Genomic DNA, 15,353 nt, shown 5'->3' with positions numbered 1-15,353 from the left:
CGCCTGACCCGGCCTACAACACCCGCGATCTCAACACCTGCACAAGTTCTGTAGGCCCGCGCAAGCGCAGCGCCGCCGGGCAATGTACGAAGCTATCTGGGCCTGGCGCGATGTCGCCGGGCGGTGAGACCGCTGACAAACCGGCTTTGCACAGAGTGCCCGCGTTTTGCCGGGTGGCGGCTGACGGCTGACCCGGCCTACAACACCCGCGATCTCAACACCTGCACAAGTTCTGTAGGCCCGCGCAAGCGCAGCGCCGCCGGGCAATGTAAGAAGCTATCTGGGCCTGGCGCGATGTCGCCGGGCGGTGAGAGTGCGGACAAACCGGCGTTGAACAGAGTGCCCGCATTTTGCCGGGTGGCGGCTGACGCCTGACCCGGCCTACAACCCCCGCGATCTCAACACCTGCACAAGCTCTGTAGGCCCGTGCAAGCGCAGCGCCGCCGGGCGTTGTGTTTTATTGCGCGGTTTTATCAAATTTGCCCAGCACTTCGCGCTCATAGGCCAGCGCTTTTTTGCGGTCAAACTTGTGCTCCCACTTGGCGATCACCAGCACCGCCAGCGCATTCCCGACCACGTTCAGCGCGGTACGCGCCATATCGAGGATACGGTCAACACCGGCAATAAAGGCCAGCCCTTCCAGCGGAATCCCTACGCTCCCCAGCGTCGCCAGCAGCACCACGAAGGAGACGCCCGGCACGCCGGCAATCCCTTTCGAGGTGACCATCAGCGTCAGCACCAGAGTGATTTCCTGCCACAGTGACAGTTCAATACCGTACAGCTGGGCAATAAAGATCGCCGCGATACTCTGATACAGCGTTGAGCCATCGAGGTTAAATGAATAGCCGGTCGGCACAACAAAACTGGTAATAGAAGCCGGGGCGCCATAGGCTTCCATCTTCTCAATAATACGCGGCAATACGCTCTCGGAGCTGGCGGTGGAGTAGGCCAGAATCAGCTCGTCTTTCAGGATACGGATCAGAATCCAGATACTTAATCCGCATACCCGCGCCACGATCCCCAGCACCACCAGCGCGAAGAACAGAATCGCGAAGTAGACCAGGATAACCAGTTTGGCCAGCGGCCACAGCGAGGCGAAGCCAAAGGTGGCAACGGTCACCGAAATCAGCGCAAACACCCCGACCGGCGCATAGCGCATCACCATGTGGGTCACTTTGAACATGGTTTCGGAAATGGAGCGGAACACGGTCACCAGCGGTTCACGATGGGTCGCTGGCAGCGAAGAGAGCCCCAGGCCGAACAGCACCGAGAAGAAAATAATCGGCAACATATCGCCTTTCGCCATCGACGCGACAATATTGGTCGGCACCAGCGACAGTATCGTCCCCATCAGACCGTGAGCGTGGCTTTGCACCTCTGCCGTGGTGTTTTGATATTTCGAGATATCCACCGCGGCCAGCTGCGACATATCAATACCGCTGCCCGGCTGGAAGACGTTGGCCAGAGTAATCCCCAGCACAATCGCCACCGTAGTGATCACTTCAAAATAGATAATGGTTTTCGCGCCGATACGGCCCAACTGCTTCGCGTCGCCAACGCCCGCAATCCCGACAATCAGCGTCGAGATGACAATCGGAACAACAATCATCTTGATCAGGTGGATAAAGATATCGCCCGCCGGCGTCAGGAGGTTCGAGATTAACCAGTCACGGCTTTCGGCGTGGTAATGCAGGTAACTGCCCAGAAGTATGCCCAGCACCAGGGCCAGCAAAATTTGCCAGGCCAGGCTGACTTTTGTTTTTTTCTTCACTACAGACTTCCTCAATGAAAGGCACCATTCCAGGAGGTAATGGCGCCCACTGAAAGGGGTATGAATTGTGTTGCGTTGCTTTATAGGGTTATTTAACGCGCAATATCAGTATCATTTGCACGGCATGCTACGCAAGTCTTTAAGAACAGCGGTTTACTCTGGCTTTATGCATAAACCCGCTAATATCCCCACCTTATGTTGCATAAGTATTTGTTATAAAAAATATTTAATACATTCAATTTCTATAAATCCATTTCAGAAATTATTTCACACCAAAGTTTCATTTGATTGCTTTTCATTCAATTTATTTATTGCGTGATCTGCCCCCCAAATAGCAAACAAAGCCGCCAAAGCCCCTACTATTAACGTTTATTTGACATATATTTAACAACCTACAGGAGAAAAAAAGCCATGAGCCAAATACATAAACACCCTATTCCCGCTACGATTGCGGAACGTTGCCTGATTAACCCGGAACAGTACCAGGCGCAGTATCAGCAGTCCGTCACCGACCCGGATGCCTTCTGGGGCGAGCAGGGCAAAATCCTTGACTGGATGCGGCCCTACACGCGCGTGAAGGACACCTCATTCGCACCGGGCAACGTCTCTATTAAATGGTATGAAGACGGCACGCTGAACCTTGCCGCTAACTGCCTCGATCGCCACCTGGCCGAACGCGGCGACCAGACCGCGATTATCTGGGAGGGCGACGACGCCAGCCAGAGCAAACATATCACTTATCGCGAGCTTCACCACGACGTCTGCCGCTTTGCTAACGTCCTGCTCGACCTCGGCATTAAAAAGGGCGATGTCGTCGCTATCTACATGCCAATGGTGCCGGAAGCCGCCGTCGCCATGCTGGCCTGCGCCCGTATCGGCGCGATCCACTCGGTTATCTTCGGCGGTTTTTCTCCCGAAGCGGTCGCCGGCCGTATCATCGACTCGAACTCTCGTCTGGTCATCACTGCCGATGAAGGGCTGCGCGCCGGGCGCGCGATTCCGCTGAAGAAGAACGTTGACGATGCGTTAAAAAACCCGCATGTGAAAAGCATTGAGCATGTGGTGGTACTCAAACGTACCGGCGGCAACATCGACTGGCAGCAAGGACGCGACCTGTGGTGGAGCGACCTGATCGAGAAAGCCAGCGACCAGCACCAGCCGCAAGAGATGAATGCGGAAGACCCGCTGTTCATCCTCTATACCTCCGGTTCAACCGGTAAACCCAAAGGGGTGCTGCACACCACCGGCGGCTATCTGGTCTATGCCGCCACCACCTTCAAATATGTCTTTGACTACCATCCGGGCGATATCTACTGGTGTACCGCCGATGTGGGCTGGGTGACCGGCCACAGCTATCTGCTGTACGGCCCGCTGGCCTGCGGCGCCACCACGCTGATGTTTGAAGGCGTGCCGAACTGGCCGACGCCGGCACGGATGTGTCAGGTCGTCGATAAGCACAAAGTTAATATTCTCTACACCGCGCCGACGGCGATCCGCGCGCTGATGGCGGAAGGCGATAAGGCCATCGAAGGCACCGACCGCTCTTCCCTGCGTATTCTGGGCTCGGTCGGCGAGCCGATTAACCCGGAGGCCTGGGAGTGGTACTGGAAGAAGATCGGCAACGAGAAATGCCCGGTGATGGATACCTGGTGGCAAACTGAAACCGGCGGCTTCATGATTACGCCGCTGCCGGGCGCCATTGAGCTGAAAGCGGGTTCCGCCACGCGTCCGTTCTTCGGCGTGCAGCCGGTGCTGGTCGACAATGAAGGCACTCCGCTGGAGGGCGCGACCGAAGGCAACCTGGCTATCGCCGACTCCTGGCCGGGACAGGCGCGGACCCTGTTCGGCGACCATGAGCGCTTTGAACAGACCTACTTCTCCACCTTCAAAAATATGTATTTCAGCGGCGACGGCGCGCGTCGTGATGAAGATGGCTACTTCTGGATCACCGGCCGCGTCGACGACGTTCTGAACGTATCCGGCCACCGTCTGGGGACCGCCGAAATCGAATCGGCGCTGGTGTCGCACCCGAAAATCGCCGAAGCGGCCGTGGTCGGCATTCCGCATAACATCAAAGGCCAGGCGATCTACGCTTACGTGACGCTCAATCACGGTGAGGAGCCGACGCCGGAGCTGTATGCGGAGGTGCGCAACTGGGTACGCAAAGAGATTGGCCCGCTGGCGACCCCGGACGTGCTGCACTGGACCGATTCATTACCGAAAACCCGCTCGGGTAAGATCATGCGACGTATTCTGCGCAAGATTGCCGCGGGCGATACCAGCAATCTCGGCGATACATCAACACTGGCGGATCCTGGCGTCGTGGAGAAACTGCTCGAAGAGAAGCAGGCCATCGCGATGCCGTCGTAAACGGACTCATTCCCTACACCCTCTCCCCGTGGGGGGAGAGGACATAAATCATACGCCCTAAGGATTCCACGTAGCAGGACAGCAGTAAGCACCCTCTCTTCCCGACAGCATGTTGCCGGGCGGATAAGTGCTGCCGACGGTCAGCGCGGGGATGACGAAAAGGGTACCTCTGGAGACGCTGTAATGAATGAGCAACTTTGTCAGCGGATAGAAAATAGTGCGCATTTCAGGGAGTTAGTTGCAACCCGGCAAAGGTTTGCCGCCATCCTGTCACTGATTATGTTGGTGATCTACGTGGGCTTTATTCTGCTCATCGCGTTCGCCCCCGGTTGGCTGGGTACGCCGCTGCATGCCGGTACCAGCGTCACCCGGGGTATCCCGATCGGCATCGGCGTTATCGTCATCTCTTTTGTCCTGACCGGGATTTATGTCTGGCGGGCGAATGGCGAATTTGACCGTCTGACCAAAAGCGTTATCAGCGAGGTGCACGCATCATGAAGAAAGTCCTGACGGCGATTGCCGCCACGCTCCCTTTTTCCGCGAGTGCCGCTGACGCCATTACCGGCGCGGTACAACGCCAGCCGACGAACTGGCAGGCGATCGTCATGTTCCTGATCTTTGTCGCCCTGACGCTATATATCACCTACTGGGCGTCAAAACGCGTGCGCTCGCGCAGCGATTATTATACCGCGGGCGGAAATATCACCGGCTTTCAGAACGGGCTGGCGATCGCCGGCGACTTTATGTCGGCCGCCTCCTTCCTCGGTATTTCCGCGCTGGTCTACACCTCCGGCTACGACGGGCTGATTTACTCCCTCGGTTTCCTGGTCGGCTGGCCGATTATTCTGTTCCTGATTGCCGAGCGCCTGCGTAACCTCGGGCGCTACACCTTCGCTGACGTCGCCTCTTATCGCCTTAAGCAAGGGCCGATTCGTACTCTCTCCGCCTGCGGCTCGCTGGTGGTGGTGGCGCTGTATCTGATTGCGCAGATGGTCGGCGCAGGCAAACTGATTCAGCTGCTGTTCGGCCTGAACTACCACATCGCGGTGGTGCTGGTCGGCGTGCTGATGGTGCTCTACGTCCTCTTCGGCGGTATGCTCGCCACCACCTGGGTGCAGATTATCAAGGCCGTTCTGCTGCTGTGCGGCGCCAGCTTTATGGCCTTTATGGTCATGAAGCACGTCGGCTTCAGCTTCAACAATCTGTTCACTGAAGCGATGGCGGTGCATCCGAAAGGTGCGGCGATTATGAGCCCTGGCGGACTGGTGAAAGACCCGATATCGGCGCTGTCGCTCGGCCTCGGCCTGATGTTCGGTACCGCCGGTCTGCCGCACATTCTGATGCGTTTCTTCACCGTCAGCGATGCGAAAGAAGCGCGTAAGAGCGTGTTCTACGCCACTGGGTTTATGGGCTATTTCTATATCCTGACCTTTATTATCGGCTTCGGCGCGATCATGCTGGTGGGGGCGAATCCCGCATTCAAAGACTCCGCAGGCGTGCTGATCGGCGGCAACAATATGGCGGCGGTACACCTCGCCGATGCGGTGGGCGGCAACCTGTTCCTCGGCTTTATTTCAGCGGTGGCCTTCGCCACGATTCTGGCGGTGGTCGCCGGCTTGACGCTGGCCGGCGCATCGGCGGTCTCTCACGACCTGTATGCTAACGTCTTCCGTAAGGGCGCCAGCGAGCGCGATGAGCTGCGGGTCTCGAAAATTACCGTTCTGGTACTGGGGATCGTGGCGATTCTGCTGGGGATTTTGTTTGAGAATCAGAACATTGCCTTCATGGTGGGTCTGGCCTTCTCCATCGCCGCCAGCTGTAACTTCCCGATCATACTGCTGTCGATGTACTGGTCGAAGCTGACCACTCGCGGTGCCATGGTAGGCGGCTGGCTGGGGCTGCTGACCGCCGTGATTCTGATGATCCTTGGCCCGACGATTTGGGTCCAGATCCTCGGCCATGAAAAGGCGATCTTCCCGTATGAGTATCCGGCGCTGTTCTCTATCGCTATCGCCTTTATCGGTATCTGGATCTTCTCCGCCACCGATAACTCGGCGGAAGGGATGCGCGAGCGCGAGCAGTTCCGCGCTCAGTTTATCCGTTCGCAAACCGGGATCGGTATCGAACGCGGGCAGGCGCACTAACCTGACGTTCCCCGGCCGCCTGGCCGGGGAACATTAAAACATCAGCAGGCGCACCAGCGGCGCCGCCAGTACCATCACCACGCCAGACAACATCATCACCAGGCTAGCCACCACCCCTTCCTGCGGTCCCAGCTCATAGGAGCGGGCGGTACCTGCGCCGTGCGAGGCGGCGCCAAATCCAGCGCCTTTTGCCATCCCTGCGCGAATGGCGAGCCGCATAAACAGCGCATCGCCCACCGCCATACCAAACACGCCGGTGATCACCACGAACAGCGCCACCAGATCCGGCTGGCCGCCGATCGGTTTTGCCGCCGCCAGCGCAAACGGCGTGGTGATCGAACGCACCGCCAGACTACGCTGAATCGCATCCGGCAGCGTCAACAGTCGCGCCAGCCACACGGAGCTGGTCACGGCGACAACCACTGCCGTCGTTACGCCCGCGGTCAGCGACATCCAGTGCCGTTTAATGATAGCCAGGTTGTCATACACCGGGACGGCAAACGCGATGGTTGCAGGCCCCAGCAGCCATAACAGCCAGTGGGTCTCGCCCATATAGTTCTGATAGGAAATGTGGCCGAAAACCAGAATCAGCACCAGCAGTATCGGGGTAAACACCAGCGGCATCAGCGGCAGCTTGTGGAAGCGGCGATACAGGCGCTTATTAGCGAAATAGAGTGCCAGCGTCACCACCAGGCACAGGACGCTCAGTTGAAAATCACTCATGCTTCATCCGGCTGACTTCATAGCGATACACTTTATCCACCACCCATGCCGTTGCCCCCAGCACCATCAGGGTGCTCAGCGCAATCACCAGCAAGATCCGCCAGCCGTCGACCATCAGCAGCTGGGTATAGTTCACCACCGCCACCACTGCCGGAACAAAGAACAGCAGCATTTCCGCCAGCAGCCAGCGGGCGCCAGCCCGCACCCATTTTAGCGGGATAACCCGACAGACGATCAGCGTCAGCAGCAGCAACATGCCGACCAGGTTCGCCGGCAGCGGCAGATGCAGCCAGTTAACCAAATATTCAGCGCAGACAAACAATCCGGCATATATCAGCACCTGAACCGGGACCTGGAGGCGCTGGACAACGAAGGGGGTCACACGAGCTGGCGCGAAGGCCATGAGCGAAACTCCTGAAAAAGAAGCAAGGTGTAAAGTATAGAGAGCCGCCCGAACGGACAAAAATGAATTAAAATCATCACAGGTATAGTCTCTGGGAATAATTATGGATATCCGAACGCTGCGCTATTTTGTCGAAGTGGTGCGTCAACAGAGTTTTACGCGCGCTGCGGAAAAACTTTTCGTCACACAGCCCACGATCAGCAAAATGCTCAAAAATCTGGAAGATGAGCTGAACTGCACCCTGTTGATTCGCGATGGCCGCCGGCTCCTGCTGACCGATACCGGTCGGGTTGTCTTCGAGCGTGGGCAGGCGATTCTGGGCGAGTTTCATCAGCTGGAATCAGAGCTGAATGATATTAACCACCTGTACAAAGGGGTCCTGAGACTGGGGATCCCGCCGATGGTCGGCATGCTGATGGCCGAACCGATTAGCCTGTTTCGCCAGCGCTACCCGGGCGTGGAGCTGAAAATTGCCGAGTTCGGTGGCCTGACGGTCCAGCAGGCGGTGAGCAACGGCGAACTGGATCTCGCCATGACGGCGCTGCCGGTAGATGAAGACAGCGGCCTGAGCACGTTGCCGCTCTTCAACCATCCGCTGTGCGTGCTGACGCCGAGAACGGAGGAGTGGGAAAGCGTTCAGTCCCTGTCGCCGGAAGCGCTCGCGGCCCATCCGCTGGTCATTTATAACGAAGGTTTCGCTCTGAACCGGCAGCTGATGGCGCTGTTTACCTGTCATGAGGTGAAGCCGCGCATCGCGGTGCGCAGCGGCCAGTGGGATTTCCTCGCGGCTATGGTGCAGGCGGGCATCGGCGTGGCTATCCTGCCGCAACCGATCTGTGAACGTCTCGATGCGGAGAATTTTTGCTCGATACCGCTGCAGAGCGAGCTGCACTGGGAGCTGGGGATGATCTGGCGGGAAGGCGTTTATCTGTCGCACAGCGCGCAGGCGTGGCTGGAATGCAGTAAAGCGTTCTGGCTGAAGTAAGTTCCCGGAGGCGGCGCGCGGCGGCTTCGTGCCGGGTCGCGGCGTAAACGCCTTATCAGAGCGACGCTGTCACCCCAACCCGTCCCGCAGGCGCCTTTTTCCCCGGCAAGCAAAAGCGCCGCCGGGGAGAAGGTACGCATTACCGATCTTCGATGAGCAGCGCTTCCAGCAGGTCAAGGTCGTGAAGCAGCTTCTGCAGCGTTTCATTGCTGATCTGTCGGGTCGCCCGAAGATGATACAGCTCGCCGCGTTCTGAACGCAGCGCCGCCAGGCGGAACCGACGCTCAAGCTGCTCTTCGAGTATCGAGGTTTCCACATCGTTACGTCCGTCGACGCGGCGGCGCAGGTTACCAATCACCCGCGAACTGACCTCGGTCAGCAGCTGGTTATCAATATTCTCTTTGGTATCGGCCGCCAGACGCTCTTCCATTTTCTGAATCGCGACAATCGCCACATCCGCCGTCGCCGCGCGCGCCAGCCGCTCTTCTTTCCGCTGCTGAACGTGGTCGCTCGACTCAATGTGGCGCAGCAAAAGCGGCAGCGCAATCACCCCGACAAACAGCGAGAACAGAATCACCCCGGCGGCCAGGAAGATCAGCTCATAGCGGGCCGGGAAGACGTTGCCATCCGGCAGCAGCAGCGGAATCGACAGCACACCGGCGAGGGTTATCGCCCCGCGGACTCCGGCAACGGAGGAGATAAGCAGCTCACGGGTGGTCCACGAACCAAATTCCATCGGTTTCTTTTTCAGGAAACGCTGGCTTAATTTGCGCATCGTCCACAGCCAGCCAAAACGCACCAGCATCAGCGCGGCGTAGATCAGGATAATGTCAGTAAACAGCATCCAGGTTTCAACATTAGGATCCGCTTCCGCCGCCACCAGCGACGTCGACAGAATCTCCGGCAGTTGCAGACCCAACAGCAGGAACACCATGCCGTTAAAGACAAATTCCAGCATCGCCCAGGTACTGTTCGCTCGCAGGCGCATGGCCAGCGGCGCGGTGCGCATCACGCCGGAACGGGTGATGGTCATCCCCGCCGCCACCGCCGCCAGGATCCCGGATACACCGATATGTTCCGCGATCAGGTAGGAGGCAAACGGCAGCAGGAACAGCAGCACAATCTGCGTCGCTGGCTCATCGCCGCCCCAGCGGCTGAGGAAGCGCATCGAACGACCATACAGCCAGCTCACCACAAACCCGGCGAGGATGCCGCCGATGGCAACTTTGAGGAACTCGACCGTCGCACCGCCGACGGTAAAGACCATCGTGCCCATCGCCACGGCGACGGCAAACTTCAGCGAGACCAGGCCGGAGGCATCGTTCATCAACGCCTCGCCCTGCAAAATCCCCATAATTTTTTTCGGAATGCGCCCTTCGCCCACGATGCCTGACAGCGCCACGGCATCGGTCGGTGACAACACCGCCGCCAGCGCGAAGGCGGGAATCAGCGGAATACCCGGCACGATCCAGTAAATAAGGAAGCCAATCCCCACCACCGTCACCAGCACCAGCGCCAGCGCCAGCCCGAGGATTTCTCGTCCGTGCTCAATAAATTCTCGGGTCGGCGTTTTCCAGCCGTCGGCAAAAAGCAGCGGCGGGATAAACAAGACCAGGAACAGCTCGGGGTCGAATTCAACGTGCAAACCAAACGTCGGCCACGCCAGTAGCGCGCCAATGGCGATTTGCATCAGTGGTAGTGGGACCTGAAAGGGCAGTACGCGTGTAACCACCCCGGAGAGAGAGACCACGAGGGTCATAATGAGTATGGTGAAGAATATTTCCATGTGTTCCCTGTTTGCTGGGTTTTCTTATTTTATACCCTCAATAATTCGAGTTGCAGGCAGACAGCGACGCAGGGAATCCCCAGGAGCTTACTGAAGTAAGTGACTGGGATGAGCGAGAACAGCCAACGCTCATGCAACTTGAAGTATGACGGGTATACACCGGAGCCGTCATGTCTCTGGATAATACGCTACTCAGATTAACGCAAAAGGAAACAGGATGTGGCTTAAAAATAAAACGGGCGGCCTGAGCCGCCCGCGATGCGCAAGAAAAGCTTAAATGGCCCAACCGCCGGCGTAGAAGATAACCAGCGCGGCCGCGATGATGACGGTCCCCACGTTCAGCTTACGCCACTCGCCGGAGACCAGACGGCCAATCACCAGGGTGGCAAAGCCGATCATGATGCCGGTGACGATGTTACAGGTCAGCACGATAAAGACCGCGGTGATAAGCCCGGCCATCGCATCGACGAAATCGTTAAAGTCGATTTTCGCCACGTTGCTCAGCATCAGCAGACCGACATACATCAGCGCAGGCGCCGTGGCATACGCAGGCACCAGATAAGAGAGCGGAGAGAGGAACAGAATCAGCAGGAACAGCACGCCAACGGTCACCGCGGTGAGGCCGGTTTTACCGCCCGCCGCAGTCCCCGCCGCCGATTCGATATACACCGCCGCCGGCGCCGCCCCGACAACGCCGGAGAAGACGCTGCTCAGGGAGTCGGTGGTCAAGGCTTTACCGCCGTTGATAATCTGCCCGTCTTTATCCAGCAGGTTTGCCTGCCCCGCTACGGCGCGAATGGTGCCGGTGGCATCAAATACCGCCGTCATCACCAGCGCCAGCACGCTTGGCAGAATCACCGGGTTCAGCGCGCCGATGATATCGAGGCTGCCAATCAGCGAGTTGCCTTTGTCGTCGCTCAGCGACGGCATCGCGAAAATACCGGAGAAATGGACGTTCGGGTCAAAAATCAGCCCCACGATCGACACGCCGATAATGGTCAACAGGATACCGCCCGGCACTTTCATTTTTTCCAGGCCAATGATCACCGCCAGCCCCACCAGCGACATAATCACCGGGAAGCTGTTGAAGTGACCCAGCGCGACCGGCAAACCGTCCAGCGGGTTTTTAATCACCAGGCCCACGCTGTTGGCGGCGATCAGCAGCAGAAACAGGCCGATACCTATCCCGGTGCCGTGCGCAACGCCCTGCGGTAAATTGCGCAGGATCCAGCTACGAATACCGGTGGCGGAGATAACGGTGAACAGCACGCCCATCAGGAACACGGCGCCCAGCGCAACCGGAATACTGATGTGCTGGCCCAGCACCAGGCTGAAGGCGGTGAACGCGGTCAGCGAAATAGCGCAGCCGATGGCCAGCGGCAGGTTTGCCCACAGCCCCATCACCAGAGAGCCTACGCCGGCGACCAGACACGTGGAGACGAACACGGCTGCCGGAGGGAATCCGGCTTTACCCAACATGCCCGGGACCACAATGACCGAGTACACCATCGCCAGGAAGGTGGTTAAACCGGCAACAATCTCCTGACGCACGGAGCTGCCACGAGCTGAAATTTTAAACCAGGCGTCTAACGAACCGCCGGTACGCGCTGAAGGCGTAGACATAGAAAACTTCCCCTGAAAATTTTAATCGTTCGTCCGTATGCGTGGTGGACCATCCACTGCCAGTTAAACGCGATCTCCTTGTGCTCTCTCACAGCGCCAGGGGGGCTGCAAAAAGCAAACGTTTAACTCCGCGCATACAATACGGTGGTCAGAATGCATTTGCTCCCCCCAAAGCGGGGTAAATAGTGAGCAAAATACAAAAGCAAACGATTATCCAGCCTTTAGACGCGCCTTTTCAACTGAAGTTTGTGTTAATTCGCTAAATTTTGCTTATGGCGTTCATCAAATAACCAGTCGATGCGCAAACGTTATCGTCTATGCGCAATCAGGTAACATTTTTGTATTGCGCTGATAGCCATTCACTGCGGTCATCACAAAAATCACTGCCTCACTGCGGGTAGCTGACAATACGATAAGGCAGCTGGCGTTCTTCAAACGCCCACCGCACGCGCTGGGATCGCAATGGATTGGGAGGGTGTACCGTCAGCATGGCGGTTCCCCGGTTATTCGTTCAAATTCACGACAGGAACTGACGGTGATTGGCGGAAAAATTTCGCCAAAATAAACGGGTGAAAACGCCGGGCTGTGCCACAATTAAATTGTCGGCGCAATCCGGAACCTCCATCAACATCTTGCGCAATACCGAGGGGAGCCGATGTCGGGGGAAACCCTCCTGCGAACCATCAGGATAATGTTAAAGACAAAGACCGGAAAACAACTAAAGCGCCCTGTTGTGGCGCTTTAGTTTTATACGTCATCTTCCAGCAGTCGCGCGCCGGTCCCCTCTTCACCCAGCTTATCTCCCGGGTTGCGCAGCGGGCAGTCGCGTCGCGACAGACAGCCGCAGCCGATACAGCCATCAAGCTGGTCGCGCAGCGCGGTCAAGGTATGAATACGCCGATCAAGCTCTTCCCGCCACTGCGATGAGAGCTGCTTCCACTCCTTCGCGCTGAGGTTATGCCCTTCCGGCAACACGCCAAACGCATCGCCAATGGTCGACAGCGGAATGCCGATTCGCTGGGCGATCTTGATGATCGCCACCGCGCGCAGCACATCGCGGCGATAGCGCCGCTGATTACCGGCATTACGCTGGCTGTGGATTAACCCTTTGCTTTCATAGAAATGCAGGGCAGAGACGGCCACGCCGGTTCGTTTTGCCACCTCGCCGGGGGTCAACAGCATTTTCATACGGGGGGATTTCTTTTCCATAAAAGCGCTTTACCTCAAGTTAACTTGAGGAATTATACTCGCCCGCAGACAAAACGACGAATCGAGAATTGAGAGAGGCCGCTTTATGTCCCATCAGGATATTATCCAAACGCTTATTGAATGGATTGATGAACATATCGATCAACCACTTAACATTGATGTAGTCGCCAGAAAATCGGGGTATTCAAAATGGTACCTCCAGCGGATGTTCCGCGCCGTGATGCATCAAACGCTGGGCGATTACATCCGCCAGCGGCGGCTGCTGCTGGCGGCGGAGGCACTCCGCACGACCCAGCGGCCGATCTTTGATATTGCGATGGATCTGGGCTATGTGTCGCAGCAGACGTTCTCACGGGTATTTCGCCGGGAGTTCGATCGTACCCCCAGCGATTATCGCCATCAAATTTCCGCCTGAGCGTTCACATACAAGGGCTGAGCAGCCCAGGCGCGTTGGCCAGCCACCGCCTGAACTCCTGCGGCGGCATCGCTTTCGCAAAGTACCAGCCCTGACAATACCGGACCCCGCGCTTTCGCAGCCAGTTGACCTGATCCGCGGTTTCGACGCCTTCGGCAATGGTCTTTAAGCGCAGGCTGTGAGCCATTTCAATAATATGCTCGGCGATCGTGTAGCTGGCACTGTTGGTGGTGAGCGTGTCGATAAACGATTTATCGATCTTCAGAATGTCTACATTAAGCGAGTGGAGATTCTGCAGATTAGAATAGCCGGTACCGAAGTCATCGATGGCAATTTCATACCCGGCTTCGCGGAATGCCTGGATGACCGGCATCATTTTCTGTACGTCAATAAATCCGCGCTCGGTGACTTCAATTTTAATTTGATGGCTATTCACCGCGTAATTCCGCGCTTTTTCAGTGATTTGGCTAATAAGCCGCGAAGAGTGGAAATCGGTGGCCGACAGGTTAATCGCAATATACAGATGTGGATGTGCAGCCAAAAATTCGCCAAGCCCGGAGAACAACTCATCCACCACGTAATCGGTGACCTGCGCAATCATCCCTTCATTTTCCGCCAGCGGAATAAACTCCGCCGGGGTCATCACCGGTCCGTCAAATCCCGGCCAGCGCAGCAGCGCTTCGGCTCCGACGCAGCGGTTATTTTCGATATCGATTATCGGCTGATAATGCAGGCACAGCTGACGCCGGTTGAGCGCGCGCTGCAGCATATTGCGCGGCGAATGGTATTGCTGTCGGCTGCGCGACCACACCAGTAAAATCAGAATGCTGCAAACGCCCCCCAGCGGGAGGGTGAGCGTCACCTGATCATAAAGGCTCTGGTAATAGCTGGCGTACGAGGTAGACATAATCACGGCGATCGGGCGAAGGGTGGAATGGGCCACGGTGTACACCCGGTTACCCTGCCGGAAAAAGGCATCTTCCTGACGAATCAGGCCATGCAGTGCCGGAGCGTCGGCATTTTTACTGGTGGAGAAAAACTGATAGGTTTTTGTATCGTACAAGCCGTAGGATAAATCTTTATCGCTCGATATTAACGAACTGTAGGAGAGCGGATTAATCACCGCAATGTAGTGCCCGCGCTGCATATAGTTCATCGCAAAGCCGGGATAGAAAGGCGTGTCGCGATAGTAGTAGATAGCGATGTCCGGCTTTTTTGTATAATTCGCCGCAGGAATAAGCCATGCGCTATCGGTGCGAACCGCAGTCGAGCAAAACAAACGCGTACCGTCGGCATAAATTAAATCATCGATATAAAGCAGGCTGCGAACAATCGACAACATATATTGCTGATGTCCGGGAGAGCATATTGACCCTTTAAACTGCAAGGCTTTTTCGCGCGCGCGATCGGCCTCATCAACCACCATTTCCGTTTTCTGCAGCGCCAGCTGTGAAAATGCGCGCAGCCGGTCGGAGGTTTCTGCTTTTGCTCTGATTTGCGCAAACCACAGCGCCAGCACAATGGGGAGCAGAACCACCAGCGTCATTCCCAGTATTCTCAACGCGTTACGCAGTGTGCGACGATTCATTTCCGTTTTTTATCCATGCGACATACCTTATCACGGTAAAAGATCACACTCGTTGTTATACAACAGAGACTATTTTCAGTAACCCGCCATTTGATGTAAAAACCCCATTATCAATAATGATGAATAATACTGATTGCACAGGGAATCAAGAAACATTCTCCGCATTATAAGAACAGAGCCGTTCTCTGATTCGGTTTATCCGTACGATCTGTAGGAATAAGTAATAAAAGCCGCAGATAACGAGCACAAAAAAGAAATCACACGCCGGGAAGACCCGGCTACCTGTTTGACGTCACGGCAAATGAACATTCCATTATTACCCACAATAAAGACATG

12 protein-coding genes are annotated in these 15,353 nt (G+C 56.6%); 5 read left to right on the top strand and 7 right to left on the bottom strand.

Annotated features, from left to right (window positions below; all coding sequences use genetic code 11):
* Positions 1-457: 457 nt before the first annotated feature.
* On the bottom strand, positions 458-1,771 hold the full coding sequence (gene gltP / locus CWM52_RS17905; RefSeq protein WP_100685336.1) for a glutamate/aspartate:proton symporter GltP: 1,314 nt from the start codon (positions 1,769-1,771) through the stop codon (positions 458-460).
* A gap of 411 nt (positions 1,772-2,182) precedes the next feature.
* Between gltP and acs the strand changes: the two genes are divergently transcribed.
* The 3 genes from acs to actP all read left to right on the top strand — a co-directional run bounded on the left by acs (position 2,183) and on the right by actP (position 6,285).
* The gene (acs, locus tag CWM52_RS17895) at positions 2,183-4,141 is read left to right on the top strand and encodes an acetate--CoA ligase (RefSeq protein WP_100685334.1); all 1,959 of its coding nucleotides are present in this window, start codon (positions 2,183-2,185) and stop codon (positions 4,139-4,141) included.
* A 183-nt stretch (positions 4,142-4,324) separates the two neighbouring features.
* Entirely contained in the window at positions 4,325-4,639 is a 315-nt protein-coding gene (locus CWM52_RS17885) for a DUF485 domain-containing protein (RefSeq protein ID WP_100685333.1), read from the top strand.
* Positions 4,636-6,285: a cation/acetate symporter ActP gene (gene actP, locus CWM52_RS17880; protein WP_100685332.1), complete on the top strand. Its 1,650-nt coding sequence runs from the start codon at positions 4,636-4,638 to the stop codon at positions 6,283-6,285. Before CWM52_RS17885 ends, actP begins: the two co-directional genes overlap by 4 nt.
* Before the next feature lie 33 nt (positions 6,286-6,318).
* On the opposite strand, the gene CWM52_RS17875 is transcribed toward actP, so the two are convergent.
* Positions 6,319-7,008, bottom strand: coding sequence for an LrgB family protein (locus tag CWM52_RS17875; RefSeq protein ID WP_100685331.1), 690 nt, complete (start codon positions 7,006-7,008; stop codon positions 6,319-6,321).
* Positions 7,001-7,411: a CidA/LrgA family protein gene (locus tag CWM52_RS17870; protein ID WP_100685330.1), complete on the bottom strand. Its 411-nt coding sequence runs from the start codon at positions 7,409-7,411 to the stop codon at positions 7,001-7,003. Before CWM52_RS17870 ends, CWM52_RS17875 begins: the two co-directional genes overlap by 8 nt.
* Positions 7,412-7,514: 103 nt before the next feature.
* On the opposite strand from CWM52_RS17870, the gene CWM52_RS17865 reads away from it, so the two are divergent.
* Complete coding sequence (locus CWM52_RS17865) at positions 7,515-8,396, top strand: LysR family transcriptional regulator (RefSeq protein ID WP_100685329.1); 882 nt, start codon at positions 7,515-7,517, stop codon at positions 8,394-8,396.
* Positions 8,397-8,535: 139 nt separating this feature from the next.
* Here CWM52_RS17865 and CWM52_RS17860 read toward each other — a convergent pair whose 3' ends face one another.
* From CWM52_RS17860 to soxR, 3 genes are all read right to left on the bottom strand, one after another.
* Complete coding sequence (locus CWM52_RS17860; protein WP_100685328.1) at positions 8,536-10,182, bottom strand: Na+/H+ antiporter; 1,647 nt, start codon at positions 10,180-10,182, stop codon at positions 8,536-8,538.
* Between the two features lie 273 nt (positions 10,183-10,455).
* Positions 10,456-11,805: an NCS2 family permease gene (locus CWM52_RS17855; protein ID WP_100685327.1), complete on the bottom strand. Its 1,350-nt coding sequence runs from the start codon at positions 11,803-11,805 to the stop codon at positions 10,456-10,458.
* A gap of 747 nt (positions 11,806-12,552) precedes the next feature.
* Positions 12,553-13,014, bottom strand: a complete 462-nt coding sequence (gene soxR / locus CWM52_RS17840) for a redox-sensitive transcriptional activator SoxR (RefSeq protein WP_100685326.1) — start codon at positions 13,012-13,014, stop codon at positions 12,553-12,555.
* Positions 13,015-13,099: 85 nt separating this feature from the next.
* On the opposite strand from soxR, the gene soxS reads away from it, so the two are divergent.
* On the top strand, positions 13,100-13,429 hold the full coding sequence (soxS, locus tag CWM52_RS17835; protein WP_004856516.1) for a superoxide response transcriptional regulator SoxS: 330 nt from the start codon (positions 13,100-13,102) through the stop codon (positions 13,427-13,429).
* A gap of 4 nt (positions 13,430-13,433) precedes the next feature.
* Here soxS and CWM52_RS17830 read toward each other — a convergent pair whose 3' ends face one another.
* Positions 13,434-15,017 (bottom strand): EAL domain-containing protein, encoded by a 1,584-nt coding sequence (locus CWM52_RS17830; RefSeq protein WP_100685325.1) that lies wholly within the window; start codon positions 15,015-15,017, stop codon positions 13,434-13,436.
* Between the last annotated feature and the right edge of the window lie 336 nt (positions 15,018-15,353).

Source organism: Raoultella sp. T31 (assembly GCF_002806725.1).
In the GTDB taxonomy this organism is placed as follows: Bacteria; Pseudomonadota; Gammaproteobacteria; order Enterobacterales; family Enterobacteriaceae; genus Klebsiella; species Klebsiella electrica.
The sequence above is the reverse complement of the archived record's forward strand: the minus strand, read 5'-3'. Positions and strand labels throughout refer to the sequence as shown.

Coding starts and splice junctions, on each gene's coding strand:
- acs (WP_100685334.1), top strand. CDS start 2,183: ATGAGCCAAATACATAAACACCCTATTCCCGCTACGATTGCGGAACGT.
- CWM52_RS17885 (WP_100685333.1), top strand. CDS start 4,325: ATGAATGAGCAACTTTGTCAGCGGATAGAAAATAGTGCGCATTTCAGG.
- actP (WP_100685332.1), top strand. CDS start 4,636: ATGAAGAAAGTCCTGACGGCGATTGCCGCCACGCTCCCTTTTTCCGCG.
- CWM52_RS17875 (WP_100685331.1), bottom strand. CDS start 7,008: ATGAGTGATTTTCAACTGAGCGTCCTGTGCCTGGTGGTGACGCTGGCA.
- CWM52_RS17870 (WP_100685330.1), bottom strand. CDS start 7,411: ATGGCCTTCGCGCCAGCTCGTGTGACCCCCTTCGTTGTCCAGCGCCTC.
- CWM52_RS17865 (WP_100685329.1), top strand. CDS start 7,515: ATGGATATCCGAACGCTGCGCTATTTTGTCGAAGTGGTGCGTCAACAG.
- CWM52_RS17860 (WP_100685328.1), bottom strand. CDS start 10,182: ATGGAAATATTCTTCACCATACTCATTATGACCCTCGTGGTCTCTCTC.
- CWM52_RS17855 (WP_100685327.1), bottom strand. CDS start 11,805: ATGTCTACGCCTTCAGCGCGTACCGGCGGTTCGTTAGACGCCTGGTTT.
- soxR (WP_100685326.1), bottom strand. CDS start 13,014: ATGGAAAAGAAATCCCCCCGTATGAAAATGCTGTTGACCCCCGGCGAG.
- soxS (WP_004856516.1), top strand. CDS start 13,100: ATGTCCCATCAGGATATTATCCAAACGCTTATTGAATGGATTGATGAA.
- CWM52_RS17830 (WP_100685325.1), bottom strand. CDS start 15,017: ATGAATCGTCGCACACTGCGTAACGCGTTGAGAATACTGGGAATGACG.